Here is a 19,844-nt window from a genome sequence, read left to right on the forward strand (position 1 = left end):
GGCCGAGCAATCGGCCAAGGCTTTTTTATGTACCCCCAAAAGTCAAAGGAAAACGCGATGAAAACATTTCCGACCCTGGCCCGATGCATGGTTTTAGCCGGCCTCGCCGCATGCGCCGCCGTCCAGGCCGAAGACACATTCAGAGTCTGCGCCGACCCCATGAATCCGCCCTATTCCAGCAAGGATTTAAGCGGTTATGAAAACAAGATAGCAGCCCTGTTTGCCGAACAACTGGGTCAACAAGTCGAATACACGTGGCTGCCGGAACGTATCGGCTTTATTCGCAATACCCTGAAGGCGGAGAACGACAATGGCGAAGGCTATAAATGCGACGTGGTGATGGGAGTTCCCGCCGGTTACGATTTAACCGACACCAGCAAACCGTATTTTCACTCCAGCTATGTTTTACTGATAGCAAAGGGCCGGGGTTGGGATGACATCTCGGACCCGGCACAGTTGGCGACACTGCCGCTGGCAAGACAGGAAGCAATCAAGATCGCCATGTTCGATCGCGGACCCGGCACCGAATGGCTACAGAAAAATGGTTTGCTGGAACAAGGCGTGCCCTATCAAAGCATGACCGGCGACAGCGAACACAATGTCGCCATGCAAATCGATAAAGACTTGCGTGCCGGCCGAATTGACATGGTGATTTTATGGGGCCCCATGGCCGGCTACGTTGCCGGACAAAGCCCCGCGGGCAGCTACGCGCTTCTGGAAATGAAATCGACCCCCGAAATAAAATTCGACTTCTCGATTGCGATGGGAGTCCGGCAAGGCGACAACAAAAGAAAACAACAACTGAATGAGTTGATCGATAAAAATATGCCGCAAATTCAGAGCATTATAAGCAGCTATCGCATCCCTCTGCTGCCGATTCCCCCGCAACCGGCGGCAAAGGAAGACGACGATTGAGACGCTTTGTTAAAGATGCCGGCCGAACATCCCGATAAAATGCGCGAAACGGCCGGCAGTTTCCTCGCTCAGTTGCGACCAGTTAAAACGCCAGCGCCAATTGCCTTCGATGGTGCCCGGCGTATTCATTCTGTCCGCCGAACCCAAGCGTAATATATCCTGCATCGGTATCACCGCCAGATTGGCGGCCGAACCGAGCGCTGCATGCACCAAGGCATCCGGCATCGGCAAGGTTGACCAGCCCAGATAATCGTACACGCGCTGTTTCTCGCCGTCATTCAGGCTTTCAAACCAGCCCAGGGTGGTATCGTTATCGTGAGTACCGGTATAAGCCACGCTGTTATGGTCGAAATTCATCGGCAAATACGGATTATCCGGGTGGCCGTCGAAGGCAAATTGCAAAATCTTCATGCCGGGTAACTTAAAGTCGTCCCTTAGCGCTTCAACTTCCGCGGTAATAATCCCCAAATCTTCGGCAATCAAGGCCAGCGCGGGAAATTTATTTTGAATCGCCTGCAAAAGTTCATGCCCCGGCGCCTTGACCCATTGCCCGTTAATGGCGGTGCTTTCACTGGCCGGAATTTCCCAGGCCGCTTCCAGCCCACGAAAATGATCGATGCGCAGAATATCGAACATTTCATTCTGGCTATGGATCCTGTCGAGCCACCACCGGTAGTCGGTCTTGCGCAAAAATTCCCAATCGTAATGAGGGTTACCCCAGCGCTGGCCGAATTCGGAAAAATAATCCGGCGGCACTCCGGCCACCACGTCCATGTCGCCGGCCCTGTTCAGTTTGAAGACCTCGCGGTTGGCCCAGACATCGGCACTGTCGTAGGAAACGAAAATCGGAATATCGCCGAACAGCAAGACATTTTTTTCCCTGGCGTAGGCTTTTAACTCATGCCACTGCCTGAAAAAAACATATTGCTCGAACTTGATGCCTTCAATCACGGATTTCAACAATTCCCGCGACTCCTTCAAGGCCTGCGGGCGCCTCTGTCTCAAAGCTTCCGGCCACTGATTCCAGCATTTGTGCCCAAACACGTTTCGCAAGGCAATGAACAAGGCAAAATCATCCAGCCATTCGGCCTTTTCCCGGCAAAACTTTTTAAAATCCAGCAAATCCTGTTTTTTGGCGGAAGACTGAAACCCGTAGAAGGCCTTGCCGATCAAACAGCTTTTCCAAAACGCATGACCGCCGTGGCACTCCGAACAGCTTTGCTCGGTAGGCAGCCAGCCTTTTTCGTCCAGCCATTCGATACTGATAAAGGCCGGGTTGCCGGCATGCGCGGACAGGCACTGATAAGGCGAACCGTCGCCATGCGGCATGCCCAAGGGTAGAGTCTGCCAGACCGTCGCGCCTACATCGTGGAGAAAATTGATAAAATTGAATGCCTCTTGCCCCATGTCACCGCATTCGCCTTTACTGGGTAAGGAACTGATGTGTAGCAATACCCCGGCACGGCGTTTATTTAAGAGAACACTCATATATACCTATAGTTAAAAAATTGCGTTACCGCGCCTCATGGCGCCGCCCATTGCGGGCGCGCCACTGCCTTGAGTGAAAGATAAAGCCAGATAACTCGGCGGCTCTTCTCCCAATAACCGGTAGAGATTGGTTAAATTCAGCCGGTACTGTTGCTCGAAATCGCTGACGGCTTCGCCCGGATTATAGTCGCCAAACCACCAAAACCAATCCGAGCCTTCGCAGACGGCCAACTGTTGCTCCGCTAACGCCAAATGATGTTCGGCAAGTGTTCCATGAGAAACGACTTTATCAAAGGCCTTTTTTACATCGCCCAGCATATCCCAGCCGTAATTTTTATCGGCATCGCCTATCCAGGTGGAAAACGTGCCGTATACCCAACTGCCCGCGACCAATTTCCGCAATGGCATGACGGGCAGATTTTGTTCGATACATTCCGAGAATGTGGTCAATTCGATACGTGGATGACTGGCCAAACGTTGATATAAAGCGCTCAGAAAATGATAACCGTTGCGGGGAAAATATTCCCAGGCATTTTCGCCGTCCATAATAATCGACACCACCGACCCCGCCGTCGCCACATCCGCGATATTTTCCAGATGTTGAATCAGGTCCGCCACCGCATCGTCCGCATGCCATTTCGAATATTCGAAGCCGATCAAATCCGACAAGCCGTCATCCCGAAAAAAACAGTTGATCGAGGTGGAATCCAGACGAAAAGGATGATGCACGGAACCGGGCGCCGTCGGGTCGGACGCCCGCAGGCTATTATGCAATACATTACCGCCGCTGGCGGTCCAGCTAAAACCGAACTCTGACAAAACTTTCAGGGTGGCCTCGCTAATACTGCCTTCCGACGGCCAACACCCCTTGGGCTCGAAACCAAAAAAATGTCTGAAGGTTTGCACGCCCTTATGCAAGTGCCAGCGGACCCGCTCGGCCCCTCCCGGATACTCCACCAGCATGGGCATTTGGATATCCGGCATGGCCTCGCGCGCGCTATTCAAATCCAGCATCAGAGGCATGATGGGATGGGCATACGGCGTTACGGATAATTCTATGCGGCCCTTTCTAGCCAGCGATTTATAGCGATAAATGACCTTGGACAGCAAATCGCGGATGATCTCGAGTATTTCGATGCGATCGTGCAGCGAAAATCCGCCGCCTTTCTCAATCAGGCGCTGGACGCGCGAATCAGTCAACTTTACCGTTTCGCCCATCCAAACCAAATGATACCAAACCACAATATCCGTCAAAAACTGCGCGTTGACATAGTTTATCGCATCGTGATGCAATTGAATCCATTCGGCCATTTCCGTCAATTTGCGAAAGGCAGGATAGCGATCGATTTGACGCTCCCGATTGGCTTTGCGGCAATCGTGCAACAATTTCAAGCGATGCTCCGGATTGGCGGAAACGCCTGGCTCGACCAGCGCCGCCAATAAAGGATCCTTGATGCCTATGCGGTCTTGCAAAAAACTGTTGACCTGATTGGAATAGTCTTCGATCTGCTCCAGCAGGATGGGGGCGAAATTCACCACCGCCTTGGCCAATGGCTCCGCTTCCAGATGCGCGGCCATATCTACGTAATCCTTGATCACGTGCAGGTAAGTCCAGGGTAATTTGAACTCACCCGTCTGCGTGTCCCTGTACTCGGGCTGGTGCATGTGCCAGCACAGCACCAGTCTCAGGGGTTTATCTGACATAGTGGCGTCTTTGGCCCAACATTTCCGCCGACACCAACACCACCCCTCCCTCGCTGACGTGAAAGCGCTTTTCGTCTTCCGCCCTGTCCTCGCCGATCACCGTGCCTTCCGGCACTTGGCAGGCCTTTTCGATGATGGCCTTGGTAATCCGGCAATGGCGGGCGATGTTCACTTCCGGCAAGATCACCGAGTCGTTGACCTCGCTGTAGGAATTGACCCTGACCTGAGAAAACAACAGCGAGTGACGCACCGTGGCGCCGGAAATCACGCAACCGCCCGACACCATGGAATCGATGGCCTGACCGCGTCTGTCGTCATCGTCGAAAACGAATTTGGCCGGCGGCGTCTGCGCCTGATAGGTCCAGATCGGCCAAGTGTTGTCGTACAAATTCAAATCGGGTTTGACGCCGATCAGTTCCATGTTGGCCGCCCAATAGGCATCGATGGTTCCCACGTCGCGCCAATAACTTTGCTGACCGCTTTGCAAATTTAGGAAGGGATAGGCATTAATCCGGTATTTATCGATAACGGCCGGAATGATGTCCTTGCCGAAATCGCGACTGGAGCCCTTGGTATCGGCATCCTTGATCAGCTGTTCGAACAGGAATCCCGCATTGAAGACATAGATGCCCATGGAGGCCAGCGCGGTATTTTCCCGGCCCGGCATGATAGGAGGATTCTCCGGCTTTTCCACAAACGCCCGAACCCGGCGGTTATCGTCCACATCCATCACGCCGAAGGCCTTGGCATCTTCCAGCGGCACTTCTATACAACCTATGGTCAGATCGGCCTTGTTGGCCACATGATCGGCGATCATCGCCGAATAATCCATTTTATAGATGTGGTCGCCGGCCAACACCAACACGAACTCGGGGTTGCGCGCCCGCAGGATGTCGATATTCTGGAAAACCGCATCGGCGGTGCCCTGATACCAGGAATGCTCGTCATGACGTTGTTGGGCCGGCATCAGATCGACATATTCGCCGAACTCACCGCGCAAGAAACCCCAGCCCTGCTGAATGTGGCGGATCAGGGAGTCGGCCTTGTACTGGGTTAAAATGCCGATTTTACGGATATCCGAATTGATACAGTTCGACAACGGGAAATCGATAATGCGGAACTTGCCGCCAAACGGCACGGCCGGCTTGGCGCGCCAATCGGTCATTTGCTTGAGCCGGGAACCGCGCCCACCCGCCAGAATCAGGGCAATGGTGTTTCTTGTTAATTCGTTGATGCGTCTTTGCGTTTGCTGTGAATTGACGACTGACATTATTTTTATCTCCAAATTTGAACGAATTCTCTGCTGAAATCCGGCGAGCACATCTTTTCAACAGATTTGTTTTTTACTTCCACTTGCCGCGTTGGCCCATTATCGTTACTCTTCACGCAAAAGTAAAAACCCAAACGAACCGATCTCGTAAGTCCGTCGCCGATAGCGACAGACAGCCTTTTTAAATCATATCCAACTATAACCGAGGCATTGCAAAATGACCAAACCAAGCAAGCAAACCCCGCTTGATTCCGATTTGCTCAGAATCATCGAAGCCAAGCATCACGACCCGTTTTCGGTTTTAGGCCGCCATACCGTAAATCAAAAAACCGTGCTTCGTGTATTCTTGCCCTACGCGGAAACCGTCGGCATTGGTAAAACCGGTCCCGCAATGCGACGCATTCCCGGCACCGACTTCTTCGAATACTATCCCACAGCCGAGCAGAACATCGCCGAACATTACGAACTGTGCTGGACCGACAAGGACGGCCATGATCACAGCGATATCGATCCCTATACCTTCGGACCGATACTGGCGGAATTCGATCAACATCTGTTTGCCGAAGGCAAGCACTGGCACATCTACCAAAAACTGGGCGGCCACCTGCACAGCATGGATGGTATCGAAGGGGTATATTTCGCGGTCTGGGCACCGAACGCCGAGCGCATCAGCGTGATCGGCGATTTCAATCGCTGGGACGGCCGCTGCCATCCCATGCGCAATCTGGGCGGTTGCGGCATCTGGGAATTGTTCATTCCAGGCCTGGAAGCGGGCAATCTGTATAAATTTGAAATCCGCAACCAACACACCGGACAGGTTCTGGTCAAAACCGACCCCTACGGCCAACAATTCGAATTCCGCCCGCAAACAGCCGCCATCGTCGTCAACGAGAACGCATACCAGTGGGAGGACGGCCTCTGGATGGAACGCCGCCCCAACCACGACTGGCTGCATAAGCCCATGTCGATATACGAAGTGCACCTGGGCTCCTGGCAACGCGACAATCGGGGCAACTTCCTGAATTATCGCGAGCTGGCCGGCAAACTGGTCGATTACGTCAAGAACATGGGTTTTACCCACATAGAACTGTTGCCGATCACCGAACACCCGCTGGATATCTCCTGGGGCTATCAGACCACCGGTTACTTTGCGCCGACCAGCCGGCACGGCAGCCCGGATGATTTCCGCTATTTCGTCGACCTGTGCCATCAAAACGACATCGGCGTCATTCTCGACTGGGTGCCGGCCCACTTTCCGAAGGACAGTTTCGCCCTGGGCCGTTTCGACGGCACCCCGCTTTACGAGCACGAAGACCCGCGCAAGGGCGAACACCGCGACTGGGGTACCTTGATCTACAACTACAGCCGCAACGAAGTGAAAAACTTTTTGCTGTCCAGCGCCTTTTTCTGGCTGGAAGAGTTTCATCTGGACGGCCTGCGCGTCGATGCGGTAGCCTCCATGCTGTATCTGGATTATTCCCGCGAAGCCAACGAGTGGATCCCCAACATGTACGGCGGCAACGAAAACCTGGAAGCCATCGACTTCCTGCGCCACATGAATGCCGTCACCCACGAACAGCACCCCGGCACCGTCATCATGGCCGAGGAATCCACTTCCTGGCCGCAGGTCACCCGCCCCACCTGGACCGGCGGCCTGGGGTTCTCGATGAAATGGAACATGGGCTGGATGCACGACATTCTGCATTACATGCAGGAGCAACCCATACACCGCTCCTACCACCACGATTCCTTGACCTTCGGCCTGCTGTACGCCTTTACCGAAAACTTCATCCTGCCCTTCTCGCATGATGAAGTGGTGCACGGTAAGGGTTCCTTGCTGAACAAAATGCCCGGCGACGAATGGCAACGCTTCGCCAACCTGCGCCTGCTCTACACGCTGATGTTTACCTATCCGGGCAAAAAATTATTGTTCATGGGCTGCGAATTCGGCCAGGGCACCGAGTGGAGCGTGAATCGCGACCTGGACTGGTACGTGCTGGACTACGCCCACCATCGCGGCGTGCAAACACTGGTCAAGGACCTGAACAACCTTTACAAAACCCATCCCGCCCTGTACCAATACGACTTCGACCACCAAGGCTTCGAATGGATAGATTGCCACGATTACCAGCAGTCCATTATCAGTTACCGGCGCAAATCGGCCAGCGAGGACCTGATCGTGATTTTGAACTTTACCCCGGTTCCGCGCGAAAATTATCGTATCGGCGTGCCCCGGGAAGGTGTGTATCTGGAAATTTTCAATTCCGACTCCGAATATTACGACGGCAGCAACATGGGTAACGGCCATGTACATTCCGAGCCCCAGCCCTGGATGAACATGCAGCAATCCATTACCGTCACGCTGCCGCCGCTGGCCGGCATCATATTAAAAATGTAAGCCGGCATGAATCGACCGCCGCGGGCTCGATGCCAAACCGGTAAACCTCCGGGCCTTAAACCCCGCGGCGCGCCATGCTTTCGAGAGTTAGTACCATAACAATAGCTGTTTAACTTATGAAAAAAATCCTCTTCGCCAGCAGCGAAACCCATCCCCTGATCAAAACCGGCGGCCTGGCCGACGTGGCCGGCAGCCTGCCGATTGCGCTGACCGGCCTGGGCCAGGACGTGCGCATCATCATGCCCAATTACAACGGCATCAAAAATTGCGAGCCGGGCCGCTATTTATGCACCGTGCGGGTCAACAATTGCGACGTCAATCTGCTGGAAACCCACCTGCCCAACAGCGAAGTCATTGTCTGGCTGGTGGATTATCCGCCCTTCTTCGGCCAAGCCGGCAATCCCTACAACGATGAAAACGGCAACCCGTGGCCGGATATCGGCGACCGCTTTGCCCTGTTCTGCCGCATCGTCGCGGAAGTGGCGATGAACCGCACCTATCTGGACTGGAAACCGGATGTGGTGCATTGCAACGATTGGCAAACCGGTTTGATCCCGGCCCTGTTGTCGCTGGAGGACCAACGCCCCTCTACGATATTCACCATACACAACATGGCCTACCAAGGGGTATTTCCCGCCAGCACCTATACCTTATTGAATCTGCCCGGCCAGCTTTGGCATCAGGACGGCCTGGAGTATCACGGCATGCTGTCGTTTATCAAGGGCGGCCTGAGTTACGCGGACCGCATCACCACCGTCAGCCCGACTTACGCCCAGGAGATACAGACTCCGGAATTCGGTTATGGCCTGGAAGGCTTGCTGGCTCACCGCCAACACGATTTATCGGGCATTATCAACGGCATAGACATCACCGTCTGGAATCCGGAAACCGACCAAAAAATCGCCCAAACCTATAACAGCAAAACCCTGCCCAAAAAATCGCTCAACAAGACCGCATTGCAGGCCAGACTGGGTTTACCGGTTTCGGCCGAGGTACCGCTGCTCGGCTTGATCGGCCGCCTGGTCGATCAAAAAGGCGTCGACCTGGTGTTGAGCTGCCTGAAGGAAATGACCGGAATGCCGCTGCAATTCGCCCTGCTGGGCAGCGGCGATACCAGTATACAAGTGCGTTTGCAAGACTTCGCCCGCCTGTACCCCGAGAAAATTTCCATCACCATCGGTTACGACGAAAATTTGGCCCATCAAATCGAGGCCGGCGCCGACATGTTCCTGATGCCGTCACGTTTCGAACCTTGCGGGCTCAATCAAATGTACAGCCAGCGCTACGGCACCTTGCCCATCGTGCGTAAAACCGGCGGACTGGCGGACACGGTAGTCGATGCCTTACCGCACACCCTGGCCGACGGCACTGCCAGCGGCTTTGTGTTCAATGATGCGGTATCCGGCGCCTTGATGGAAACCATCAAACGCGGCCTGGTGCTGCACGCCAACAAACCGCTCTGGCAAAAATTGCAGCGCAACGCCATGAGCAAGGATTTTTCCTGGGAAAACAGCGCCAATCAGTATCTGGCGCTTTATCGTGAAATCTGACCCCGCCATGCCGGTCGACCGCATGGGCGCGCCCCGGCCAGCCAATGCGGCGCAAGGCGGCCCGGCAGCCGGCCGCGGCAACCGGTGCGGGCCAGGCATCAAGGCGCTGTTCGCCCGTCTGTCCCCGGCCTTGCCGGTTGGCCTCGGCCTGCTGTTATTGCTGGCCTCCGCCAACGCCGACGAGAGCCTGCTGGAAATCATTACCCTGCAAAACCGTCCCGCCGCCGAAGTGCAAGCGCTACTGGCGCCCTTGCTGGAAACAAACGAAGCCGTCAACAGCGACGGTTTCAACCTGATTGTGAAAAGCAGCCCAGACCGCATGGACAGCATCCGCAAGTTGATAGCCCAACTCGACAGCCGCCGGCGCAATCTGCTGATCTCCGTCCTGCAAAACAGTCATAAAACCGCCGAGCAGCTGAATGCCGAAGCGGCCATCGCCCTATCGCCCGACTCGCTGCGCATGCGGGGCATGGCCGGCGATACCCGCAATATCGACCGGCGGAACACCCTGCAAACATTGCGCGCGCTGGAAGGTCAAGCCGCGCACATTCAGGCCGGCGATATCAAAGCGTTCGATAATATCGGCATCTACGGCGACCCTTACGGTTACACCGGCATCACCAGCAACACCTACCTGCGGGAGGCCAGCACCGGCTTTGCCGTGATTCCGCGCCTGACAGACAACGACGAAGTCATCATCGATATCACGCCCTGGTCGGAGCGCTTTACCCAGAATCGAGGCATGGAAAGCCGCCATTTGCAAACCACTCTGCGAGCCCGGCTGGGCGAGTGGCTGGAAATCGGCGGGGTAAGCGAACAACGGCAAACCGACCGCCAGGGATTCAAGGGCTTTAATTACAGCACGCGCAAGCGCGACCAGGGTATTTTGATTAAAATCGATTTGGCCGAATGAAGCGGCGCCGCCAACTTCACTATTGCATCCCCTAACCATGCACAAACTTACCGATACCGATTTATTCGACCCCGTCAACATAGGCGCTTGGCAATTGGCCAATCGCATCGTCATGGCACCGTTGACCCGCTGCCGGGTCAAAAACGATGGCATCCCGGGCCCGATGCAAGCCGAGTATTACGCCCAACGCGCCGGCGCCGGCCTGATCATTGGCGAGGCCACCAATATTTCGCCGCAAGGCCGCGGTTATGCCTATACGCCCGGCATATACACCGATGCGCAAATAGCCGGCTGGCGGCTGGTAACCGACGCCGTCCACGCCCGTCAAGGCAAAATCGTTTGCCAGTTGTGGCATGTGGGACGCTTTTCCCATCCTTCCCTACAACCTGACGGCGGCTTGCCGGTAGCCCCTTCCGCCATTGCGGCGGAAGGCGAAACTTTTACCGAACAAGGCATGCAAGCCGTACCGACGCCACGCGCCTTGGAAACGGCGGAAATCCCCGGCATTATCGAACAATACCGGCATGCCGCCCGCTGCGCCCAACGAGCCGGCTTTGACGGCGTGGAAATCCATTCCGCCAACTGTTATCTGCTGGAACAATTCATCCGCGACTCCACCAACCGGCGCGCCGACCAATACGGCGGCGGCATCGAAAACCGCTGTCGGCTGACGCTGGAAGTCACCGAGGCGGTGACGCAAATCTGGGGCGGCGACCGGGTCGGCATCCGTCTGTCGCCGGTTACGCCCAGCGCCGGCAATACGCCGCTGGACAGCGACGTCATGTCGACATATGGCTATCTGATCGAACAGCTCAATCGATTCGCCCCGGCCTATCTGCATTTCATCGAAGGCGCCACCCGCGATTCGCGCGATATACCGGCACCCGTCGATCTGCAAAAATTGCGCGGCCTGTTTAAGGGGCCGTATATGGCCAACAATAAACTTACCGCCGAACTGGCTTACCAAGCCCGCTCAAACGACCGCGCCGATCTGCTGTGTTTCGGCCGGCCCTTCATTGCCAATCCGGACTTGGTGCAACGCCTGAAAACAGGCGCCGAATGGGCGCAAGCGCCAAGGGAATGCTGGTACGGCGGCGATGAACGCGGCTACACCGATTGGCCGGCGTGGGATCACCCGCAAACCTAATGACCCTGGAGCCAGCGAGGTGCCGGCGGGCATATCCACCGGCCGACATGCTAGTCAAAGCAGCGAAAGCCGCCCTTCCCATTGTTTGCCTGCTGTTGTTGCTGAGCGGTCGGGGCATGGCCGACGCGCGCACAACCCTGCGCGTTCTGAGCTGGCCCGGATATGCCGACCCCGAGGTGGTAACGCAATTCCAGCAACGCTATAAAGTGGAAGTCGAAATCACTGTGGTTAGTTCCGACGACGACCTCTGGTACAAAATCAATAACGGCAATTTCGACGTGTTCGCGGTCAACACCGCGGAGCTGCAACGCTATATCGAACGAAATCTGGCCCTACCGGTGGACATCGGGCATATTCCCAATCATAAAAACCAGTTGCCGCGCTTTCAAAACCTGGCGGAAATTCCCGGCTTAACGCATGACGGCAAACTTTACGCCGTCCCCTATACCTATTCGGAAATGGGCCTGATTTATAACCGGTCCATCGTCAAGACCGCCCCGACTTCCATGGCTGCCCTGTGGGACAGCGCCTATCGCGGCCGGGTATTGGCGTTTAATGCCAGCAACCACAATTTTTCCCTGGTGGGCCTGTTGATGGGCGTAAACAACCCCTTTCGGATGAACGACCAGGAGCTGGCGCGAGCGGCCAAACGCTTGGTCGAGCTGCGGCGCAATGTATTGACGTTTTACGCCACCGCCGAGGAAGCCGCCAGGCTGTTTTCCAGATATGAAATCGCCCTGGTTTTCGGCAATTACGGCAACCAGCAGTTAAAAGCCCTGCGCGAGACCGGCGCGGATATCGGCTACATCATTCCCGCGGAGGGCGCGCTGGCCTGGCTGGATTGTTGGGTCATTTCCCCGCGGGCAGCCGATGTAGAACTGGCGGAACACTGGATAGACTTCATGCTGGAAACCGGCATCAGCCGGCATTTGACCGATAAGCACGGCCTCGCCAATACGGTGACCCCCATTCCGGACAGCCGACACGACGACAAAATCATCTGGCTGCAACCCACGGCGGAACCCTTGAAACGAAAGGTTTTATGGGATCGCATCATATCCGGCGACGGCCCGGAAACGTTCTGAGTCATGCGCTTGAGCGTCGGCATCAAGCTCGGCTTCTGGCTGGCGCTGTTCGGCGGTTGCTCTATCGGTCTGTTCGGCTACTATATTTTTGTCCGCAGCCAGGATTTACTGATTCAGTCTTCAAGAGACAAATTACTCACCGCCTCCCAGGTGTTCGCTCACGGCTTTAGCGACGCGCTGGCCGATATCGCGGCCGATGTTACATTTCTGCAAACGCTGCCGCTATCGGCGCAAATCATCGAACACAGATCCGGCCCTTCATCCGACCAAGCGAAGCAACAACTGGCGCAAGTGTTTGCCAGCTTGCTGGCCTCCCACCCGGAATACGCCCAGATCAGACTGATAGATGCCGCCAACCACGGCAAGGAACTGGTCAGGACCGATAGGGACCTGGACGGTATCAAAATCGTCGGCGACCGGCATTTACAGGAAAAAAATCATTTTCCCTATGTTTTCGAGACGCTGCGGCAAGCGACGGGACAAATTTACGTTTCGGAAATCAATCTGAATCAGGAGCTGGGCACACACCTGGGTTTCGGCAAGCCGACGGTCAGAGTCGCCAGCAAAATACACAGTCAAGCTCAAGACAAGCAAGGCATCGTGGTCATCAACGTCAATCTCGACGAACTGTTCAGACAAATGCGCAGCGACCTGCCCGCCAACATCAACGCCTTGCTCACCAACCTAAACGGCGATTATCTGATTCATCCCGACCCCGCCAAGACCTTTGCCTTCGAACGCGGGCGCAGGTTTCTGATTCAGGACGAGATACCGGCCAGCCGAGTGGTTCTTGACGGCGAGAACCAGCAAACCACCACCCTGACGAACAGCCTGCCCGGCGGCCGCGCCTTAGCGGCTTTTACACGGGTACCCTTGGGTACGGCCGGCGCCCAACGCACGGTCATGCTGGGCTTGTTTACCCCCATGGAAAGCGTGCTTGCGGAAAGCAGAGCCCTGGGCTACAACATCATCCAGGTGACGGCCTTGTTCAGCATTCTGGCCGTGCTGATATCCCTAATCCTGGCCCGCATCCTGGCCACGCCGCTCAAGCAAATGACCCAAACCGTTTCCCGCTTCGAACTCGGCAAACCGCTACCCGAGTTGCCGAGCCGACGAAACGACGAAATCGGCGATCTGGCCGGCAGTTTCTCCACCCTGATCGACAATTTAAACCAACAGGTGGCCGCACTGCATGCTTCCGAAGCCAAGCTGCGAACCATACTCGACAACATCCCGCTCGGCATCTGGTTGATAGGGCTAGACGGCCAATCCCGCTTTTTGAACAAAACCTTTCGCGACGCCCTAGGTATCGCTGACGAGACTTTTTTCTCCGCCCCGGAGTTTGCCGGATTGTTGAAACTCGGCACCAGCCTAGTTGCGGCACCCGATACGGCTCCCGAGCCGGAAATTTTGACGTATGCCGACGGCGGCAAACACGTTTTGGAAATCAAAAAGGTCCTGCTGGCCGACCGGGCCGGTACCGAATCGGCCCTGATCGGCATTGCCATCGACATCACCGAGCAAAGGCGCGCCGAGCAAATTCTGCGTTCCAGCGAGGAGAAACTCAGAACCATGTTCGAAATGTCTCCGCTGGGCATGGCGCAAAACAGCATGGACGGCCGTTATATCGAAGCCAACAAGGCCTTGCTGGATATGGTCGGCTATTCACTGGAAGAATTAAACCGCATCGATTACTGGGCGCTCACGCCGCCGGAATACAAAGCCCGGGAAATGCAACAACTGAAAGCGCTGGCGGAGACAGGTAAATACGGCCCCTACGAAAAAGAATATCAACATCGGGACGGGCATAAAATCCCGATTCGGTTGAACGGCGTGCTGATCGACGGTAGCGACGGTCGACAGTATATTTGGTCCATCGTCGAAGACATTACACAACAGAAACAGTCCGCGCAATTGATCTGGGAACAGGCCTATTTCGACCCGCTGACCGGCTTACCCAACAGGCGCATGTTCCATGACAGGCTGACGCAACTGCTTAAAAAGGCGCACCGGAAACAATTGCCCTTGGCGTTGCTGTTTCTGGATCTGGACCGCTTCAAGGAAGTCAACGACACCCTGGGTCACGCCATGGGCGACCTGTTGTTAAACGATGCGGCCCAACGTCTGCGGAGCTGCGTGCGCGAATCCGACACCGTGGCCCGCTTGGGAGGAGACGAATTCACCCTGATTCTGGATGAACTGGAGGATGTATCGGGTATTGAACGCATCATCCGGGATATCCTGGCTAAGATGGCCGAGCCGTTCCAGCTCCGTGATCATCAGGCCTACGTATCCGCCAGTATCGGCGTGACCTTTTATCCGCAAGACGGCGATAATGAAGACATACTGATCAAAAACGCCGATCAGGCCATGTACGCCGCCAAGCAGCAGGGGCGCAACCGCTACAGTTTTTTCTCGGCCTCCATGCGGGAAGCCGCCATGCTAAAAATGCAAACGGCCGTCGACTTGCGCAAAGCCTTGGCCGAACGGCAATTCGAACTGTATTATCAACCCATTGTGAACCTGAGTAGCGGCCTGTTCCAAAAGGCCGAAGCCTTGCTGCGCTGGAACCATCCCGACAACCCCTCATTGTTCAGCCCGAACAACTTTATTTCCGTCGCCGAGGATATCGGCATCATCGGCGAAATTGGCGACTGGGTATTCAAACAGGCCACCCGTCAGGTCGCGCAATGGCGCGAACGCTATCAAACGCCACTTCAGATCAGCATCAACAAATCCCCCCTGCAATTTTTCAAGGGTGGCCGGCAACATCCGCTATGGCTGCAACATTTGCGCGACCTAGGTCTGCCTGGTGACTGCGTTGCGATTGAAATTACCGAGGGCCTGCTGTTGGAAGCCAGTCCCGAAGTATCCGAAACCTTAGCCATGTTCCACCGGTCGGGCATGCAGGTGTCGCTGGACGACTTCGGCACCGGTTATTCGGCTTTGGCCTATCTGAAAAAATTCAACATCGACTATCTGAAAATAGACCGCTCCTTCGTCAGTCATTTGGCGCCGAACTCCAACGATATGGCGCTCTGCGAAGCCATCATCGCGATGGCGCACAAACTGGGCATGAAAGTGATTGCGGAAGGCATCGAAACCGCCGGGCAACGGGATCTGCTGTTGGCGGCGGGCTGCGATTACGGACAGGGTTATTTGTTCGCCAAGCCTCTGCCCGCCGCCGAATTCGAACAACTGCTTGGCCAGCGGGAACAGGCCGACACGCCGGACCGCACGCCGTGAATGAGCCCGAGAGGCCTGCTTGATCGGTACGCTGGTCCAAGCAAACTTTTACCGCCGGAGTAAACTTTGCCGGAGCCGACAAAACCACGCATAAGTTCTTACTTTATTTCAGATTCCCCCGCATAATGCCCGGCATTTTCATCGTTGAAATATCGATCAATGCGCGAGCCCGCTCACATCCTGCTTATAGACGACGACCCACTGGTTCGCTTGCTGGTAAGCAATGCCTTGCGGGCGGCCGGTTTTACGGTTTCGGAAGCCGCCGGCGGCGAGGCTGGTCTTGCGATATTCAAGGACATTGGCGCCGATGCCGTGTTGCTGGATGTTTTGATGCCCGACGGCATGGATGGCTTTGCCGCCTGCGCTGCGCTAAGAACGCTGCCGAATGGCCGGCACATACCGGTGCTGATGATGACGGGACTGGAAGACATCGAATCCATCCAGCATGCCTTTGAGACCGGCGCCACCGATTTCATCACCAAACCCATCAACATCCCCTTGCTGAATTACCGGATTCGCTACATGCTCAGGGCCAGTCAGACCACCGTGCACCTATGGGAAAGCGAACAAAGACTGCACCGGCTGGCGTATTTCGACAGTCTGACCGAGTTACCCAACCGGCAGTTCTTCAAGGAAAACTTGCAGCGTCTGATTGGCTTGGCGGAGCGGCAACAGATGAAACTGGGCGTGCTGTTCCTGGATCTGGACGGCTTCAAGCGCATCAACGATACCTTGGGCCATCATCTGGGCGACTTGGTGCTGCAAGCCACCAGCGAGCGCTTGCGCAACAGCATCCGTACCCGCGACGAGGCGCTGTGCCGGAACAACCCGCAAGACAATCCGACCTTGGCGCGGTTGGGCGGCGACGAGTTTACGGTCCTGATATCTATGATCAACCGCAAGGATGACGTCGCCTGCGTTGCCGAGCGCATCAGGTTGAACTTGAATCAGCCGCTGATTATCGGCGATCACGAACTCTATATGGCCACCAGTATAGGCATAGCCATCTATCCCGACGACGGCGAAGTGGCGGAGGAATTGTTGAAAAACGCCGATCTGGCCATGTATTACGCCAAGCGCCGGGGCGGCAACAACTATCAATATTTCACGGCCAGAATGTCCGAAACGGCCTTGCACCGGCTCAAGCTGGAAAGCCACCTGCGCAAGGCAGTGGAACTCAACGAACTGGAACTGCATTACCAGCCGCAACTGGATATCGGCCAGGGCCGCTTTTGCGCGCTGGAAGCCCTGATACGCTGGAATTGCCGGGAACTCGGCCGGCTTTCTCCGACCGACTTCATTCCGGTGGCCGAGGAAACCGGCCTGATCGTCGGTATCGGCGAATGGGTACTGCGGCAAGCCTGTCTGCAGGCCAGGAAATTAAGGGACAGCGGTATTCCTCTCGGCCGCATGGCGGTCAACGTCTCGGCGATTCAGTTCCTGCACAAGGGCTTTCCATTGTTGGTGAAAAGGATACTGGCGGAAACCGGTCTGGAACCCGCGTTGTTGGAACTGGAGCTCACGGAGAGTGTGTTGGTCAATGACGAGGCAGTGGTGTTGAACGTTCTGCAAGCCTTGAAGCAAATCGGGGTTGAACTGGCGATCGACGACTTCGGCACCGGTTATTCCAGTCTGAGCCGGCTGAAAAGTTTCCCCATAGACCGCTTGAAAATCGACCGCAGCTTCGTGCATAACATCGAACAGGACCAGGATAACGCGGCCATCGTGATTGCCATCATCGCCATGGCCGAAAGCATGAACATGAAAGTCATCGCCGAAGGCGTCGAAACCGACAGTCAACTGGCCTTTTTATCGCAAAAGCATTGCAGCGAAGCCCAGGGGTTTTTGTTGAGTAAACCACTACCCTCGGCCGAAATTTTTAAATTTCTGCAAAAAGAGTTCAATGACCCCGCGCCATTTTGAAAGCCGCGCCGCCCGGCAAGGCCGAACCCTGTAAAAACGGAACCTTCGATGCCCGGCCAGGCCCGCAACGTCTATCATTTACCGTTTCCGGAATGAGCGCGCCGGCCGCCTCGGACACATCGAACAAAACCCGCTTGCCATATTCCGATTTACGGATGAACAATAAACTTCGGCCCCCACTTTTCAGATGAATGTATTTGCAAAGCCCCGCAAACTGATTGGCGCCGCCTTGCTGCTGATATCAAGCGCGCGGGCGCTGGCGATTCATGGCGACAGCGAGGATCTAACCGGTCTTTCCCTGGAAGAGCTGCTGAATGTTGAAATCATCAGCGCCTCGCGCCTGGGACAAGATGCCAACAAGGCCCCAGCGTCCATTTCGGTGCTGACGGCCGACGATATACGCACCTTCGGCTGGCGCACACTGGCGGAAGCCCTCAACGCCATGCGCGGACTGTACGCCAGCAACGACAGAAACTACAGTTACCTGGGGGTACGCGGATTTCAACATCCCAACGATTACAATTCGCGCGTGTTGATCATGATCGACGGTCAGCGCATGAATGAAAATCTTTACGATGGCGGCTATGTCGGCCAGGAATTCATGCTGGATATCGGTTTGATAGAACGCATAGAATTCATTCCCGGCTCCGGCTCATCGATCTACGGCGCCAACGCCTTTTCCGGCTTGATCAATGTCGTCAGCAAAAACGGCGGCGCCATCGGTGGCGCGCAGTTGGCCGGACAAGTCGGCAGCTTCGACACTTACCAGGGCCGCGCCAGTTTCGGCAAGACGCTGGAAAACGGTGCCGATATTTTGCTATCCGCCTCGCATTACGACAGCGCCGGCGTGGAAAAGCTGTATTTCGGGGAATTCGACCAGCCGTCCAACAATAACGGTATCGCCCGCAACATGGATACCGAACGGGCCGATCGCTTGTTCGGCAAGTTCAAGTTTCAGGACTTCAGCTTGAGCGCGGGCTACGTCGATCGTTACAAGCGCATACCCACCGCCGCGTACGGGTCTATTTTCAACGATCCGCAAACGCACACCACCGACCAGCAGTTCTTTTCCAACCTGACTTACCAAAAAGCGCTGACCGACAAAAATGCCCTGCGCCTGAAAGGCTTCTACCAAGGTTACTCGTACAAGGGCGAATATCCCTACGACGCCGGCGGTCGGGTCGTTAATAGCGATAGCGCCAGCGGTCGCTGGTGGGGCGGTGAAGCGCAGTTGACCTCCACGGCATTTGAGCGCCACAGACTATTGCTGGGCTTGGAGTATCAATACGATCAACGCCAACGGCAGTTGAACTACGATAGCGCCCCCTACAACCTGTATCTGGATAGTCATCGCAACGGCCACCGTCTGGAACTGTATGGCCAGGACGACATTCAGATTCTGGATGAGCTGATCTTCAGCGCCGGCCTGCGGCTGGATTATCATCACATGCTGAAGAACCTGCAACTCAACCCTCGGCTGGGTCTGATCTGGAATCCATTGGACAGCGCCACCTTCAAACTGCTCTATAGCTCCAGCTTCCGCGCCCCGAATGCCTGGGAACGCGACTACAGCTCCTTTGCCAACACGCCCAATCCGAACAATTCCGAAGAACGCATCAAAAGCTACGAAGGCGTCGCGGAATGGCGCTCCGGCAGCGGCCTGAAATTAGTCGGCGCGGTGTTTTTCAACGATATGACCCGGATTCTCGAGCAAATCATCGAGCCTGGGTTCGGCGCGGCCGGCCCATTTATCAATAAAGACCACTATCACGCGCTCGGCTTCGAACTGGAAGCTGAACAACACTGGGACAGTGGCCGCTATATCAAGGCTTCTTACAGCAATAACCGCCTGAGCAACGAAACGGCCGGTGCCAGTTGGGCTCCCGCCTCGCCGCGCAACCTGTTCAAACTGCATTACGCCGAACCCTTGTTCGACAACTTTGCCAAGTTGGGGATCGAAAACATCTTTGTCGATGAGCGCCGCACCTCGCAAACCGGCGTGGCCGATGCCTATTATCAACTCAACCTCAACCTGAGCAGCGATCGGATTGCGCCGGGGCTGGACGTTTCGGTGGGTGCCTACAATCTGTTCGACAGCCATTATCAAATGCTCGGAGGTACCGGACCCAACGACATTGCTCAAAACATCCTGCGCATGAATGGCCGCGAATTCCGCCTCAACCTACAATTCACTTATTGAGGCGA

Annotated in this window: 12 protein-coding genes; 9 read left to right on the plus strand and 3 right to left on the minus strand. The window is 55.6% G+C overall.

Annotated elements, in window-relative coordinates; all coding sequences use genetic code 11:
- The first annotated feature begins 57 nt into the window (after nt 1–57).
- Nucleotides 58–915 (plus strand): quinoprotein dehydrogenase-associated putative ABC transporter substrate-binding protein, encoded by an 858-nt coding sequence (locus NP590_RS17960; protein WP_256604040.1) that lies wholly within the window; start codon nt 58–60, stop codon nt 913–915.
- Between the two features lie 9 nt (nt 916–924).
- On the opposite strand, the gene malQ is transcribed toward NP590_RS17960, so the two are convergent.
- Genes malQ through glgC form a run of 3 tightly spaced genes read right to left on the minus strand, consistent with a single transcriptional unit; the run spans nt 925 to nt 5,377 of the window.
- On the minus strand, nt 925–2,403 hold the full coding sequence (malQ, locus tag NP590_RS17965) for a 4-alpha-glucanotransferase (RefSeq protein ID WP_256604041.1): 1,479 nt from the start codon (nt 2,401–2,403) through the stop codon (nt 925–927).
- 12 nt (nt 2,404–2,415) lie between these two features.
- Nucleotides 2,416–4,107 carry a glycoside hydrolase family 57 protein gene (locus NP590_RS17970; protein WP_256604042.1) on the minus strand — a complete coding sequence of 564 codons (1,692 nt, stop codon included), beginning with the start codon at nt 4,105–4,107 and terminating at the stop codon, nt 2,416–2,418.
- Nucleotides 4,097–5,377, minus strand: coding sequence for a glucose-1-phosphate adenylyltransferase (gene glgC, locus NP590_RS17975; RefSeq protein ID WP_256604043.1), 1,281 nt, complete (start codon nt 5,375–5,377; stop codon nt 4,097–4,099). The genes NP590_RS17970 and glgC overlap by 11 nt, the downstream gene beginning before the upstream one ends.
- A gap of 217 nt (nt 5,378–5,594) precedes the next feature.
- Between glgC and glgB the strand changes: the two genes are divergently transcribed.
- The 8 genes from glgB to NP590_RS18015 all read left to right on the plus strand — a co-directional run bounded on the left by glgB (nt 5,595) and on the right by NP590_RS18015 (nt 19,839).
- Nucleotides 5,595–7,775: a 1,4-alpha-glucan branching protein GlgB gene (gene glgB, locus NP590_RS17980; protein WP_256604044.1), complete on the plus strand. Its 2,181-nt coding sequence runs from the start codon at nt 5,595–5,597 to the stop codon at nt 7,773–7,775.
- Nucleotides 7,776–7,891: 116 nt separating this feature from the next.
- On the plus strand, nt 7,892–9,325 hold the full coding sequence (glgA, locus tag NP590_RS17985; protein ID WP_256604045.1) for a glycogen synthase GlgA: 1,434 nt from the start codon (nt 7,892–7,894) through the stop codon (nt 9,323–9,325).
- Complete coding sequence (locus NP590_RS17990) at nt 9,315–10,238, plus strand: type II and III secretion system protein (protein ID WP_256604046.1); 924 nt, start codon at nt 9,315–9,317, stop codon at nt 10,236–10,238. Before glgA ends, NP590_RS17990 begins: the two co-directional genes overlap by 11 nt.
- 37 nt (nt 10,239–10,275) lie before the next feature.
- Nucleotides 10,276–11,385, plus strand: coding sequence for an alkene reductase (locus NP590_RS17995; protein WP_256604048.1), 1,110 nt, complete (start codon nt 10,276–10,278; stop codon nt 11,383–11,385).
- Nucleotides 11,386–11,432: 47 nt separating this feature from the next.
- Nucleotides 11,433–12,470 (plus strand): extracellular solute-binding protein, encoded by a 1,038-nt coding sequence (locus NP590_RS18000; protein ID WP_256604050.1) that lies wholly within the window; start codon nt 11,433–11,435, stop codon nt 12,468–12,470.
- Between the two features lie 3 nt (nt 12,471–12,473).
- Nucleotides 12,474–15,716: an EAL domain-containing protein gene (locus NP590_RS18005; protein WP_256604051.1), complete on the plus strand. Its 3,243-nt coding sequence runs from the start codon at nt 12,474–12,476 to the stop codon at nt 15,714–15,716.
- Between the two features lie 159 nt (nt 15,717–15,875).
- The gene (locus NP590_RS18010; RefSeq protein WP_256604052.1) at nt 15,876–17,639 is read left to right on the plus strand and encodes a putative bifunctional diguanylate cyclase/phosphodiesterase; all 1,764 of its coding nucleotides are present in this window, start codon (nt 15,876–15,878) and stop codon (nt 17,637–17,639) included.
- Between the two features lie 187 nt (nt 17,640–17,826).
- Nucleotides 17,827–19,839 carry a TonB-dependent receptor plug domain-containing protein gene (locus NP590_RS18015; protein ID WP_256604053.1) on the plus strand — a complete coding sequence of 671 codons (2,013 nt, stop codon included), beginning with the start codon at nt 17,827–17,829 and terminating at the stop codon, nt 19,837–19,839.
- The last annotated feature ends 5 nt before the right edge of the window (nt 19,840–19,844 follow it).

Origin of the sequence: Methylomonas subterranea, from assembly GCF_024505185.1 — a bacterium.
Classification (GTDB): domain Bacteria; phylum Pseudomonadota; class Gammaproteobacteria; order Methylococcales; family Methylomonadaceae; genus Methylomonas; species Methylomonas subterranea.

Coding starts and splice junctions, on each gene's coding strand:
- NP590_RS18010 (WP_256604052.1), top strand. CDS start 15,876: ATGCGCGAGCCCGCTCACATCCTGCTTATAGACGACGACCCACTGGTT.
- malQ (WP_256604041.1), bottom strand. CDS start 2,403: ATGAGTGTTCTCTTAAATAAACGCCGTGCCGGGGTATTGCTACACATC.
- NP590_RS17995 (WP_256604048.1), top strand. CDS start 10,276: ATGCACAAACTTACCGATACCGATTTATTCGACCCCGTCAACATAGGC.
- glgC (WP_256604043.1), bottom strand. CDS start 5,377: ATGTCAGTCGTCAATTCACAGCAAACGCAAAGACGCATCAACGAATTA.
- glgA (WP_256604045.1), top strand. CDS start 7,892: ATGAAAAAAATCCTCTTCGCCAGCAGCGAAACCCATCCCCTGATCAAA.
- NP590_RS18015 (WP_256604053.1), top strand. CDS start 17,827: ATGAATGTATTTGCAAAGCCCCGCAAACTGATTGGCGCCGCCTTGCTG.
- NP590_RS17960 (WP_256604040.1), top strand. CDS start 58: ATGAAAACATTTCCGACCCTGGCCCGATGCATGGTTTTAGCCGGCCTC.
- glgB (WP_256604044.1), top strand. CDS start 5,595: ATGACCAAACCAAGCAAGCAAACCCCGCTTGATTCCGATTTGCTCAGA.
- NP590_RS18000 (WP_256604050.1), top strand. CDS start 11,433: ATGCTAGTCAAAGCAGCGAAAGCCGCCCTTCCCATTGTTTGCCTGCTG.
- NP590_RS18005 (WP_256604051.1), top strand. CDS start 12,474: ATGCGCTTGAGCGTCGGCATCAAGCTCGGCTTCTGGCTGGCGCTGTTC.
- NP590_RS17970 (WP_256604042.1), bottom strand. CDS start 4,107: ATGTCAGATAAACCCCTGAGACTGGTGCTGTGCTGGCACATGCACCAG.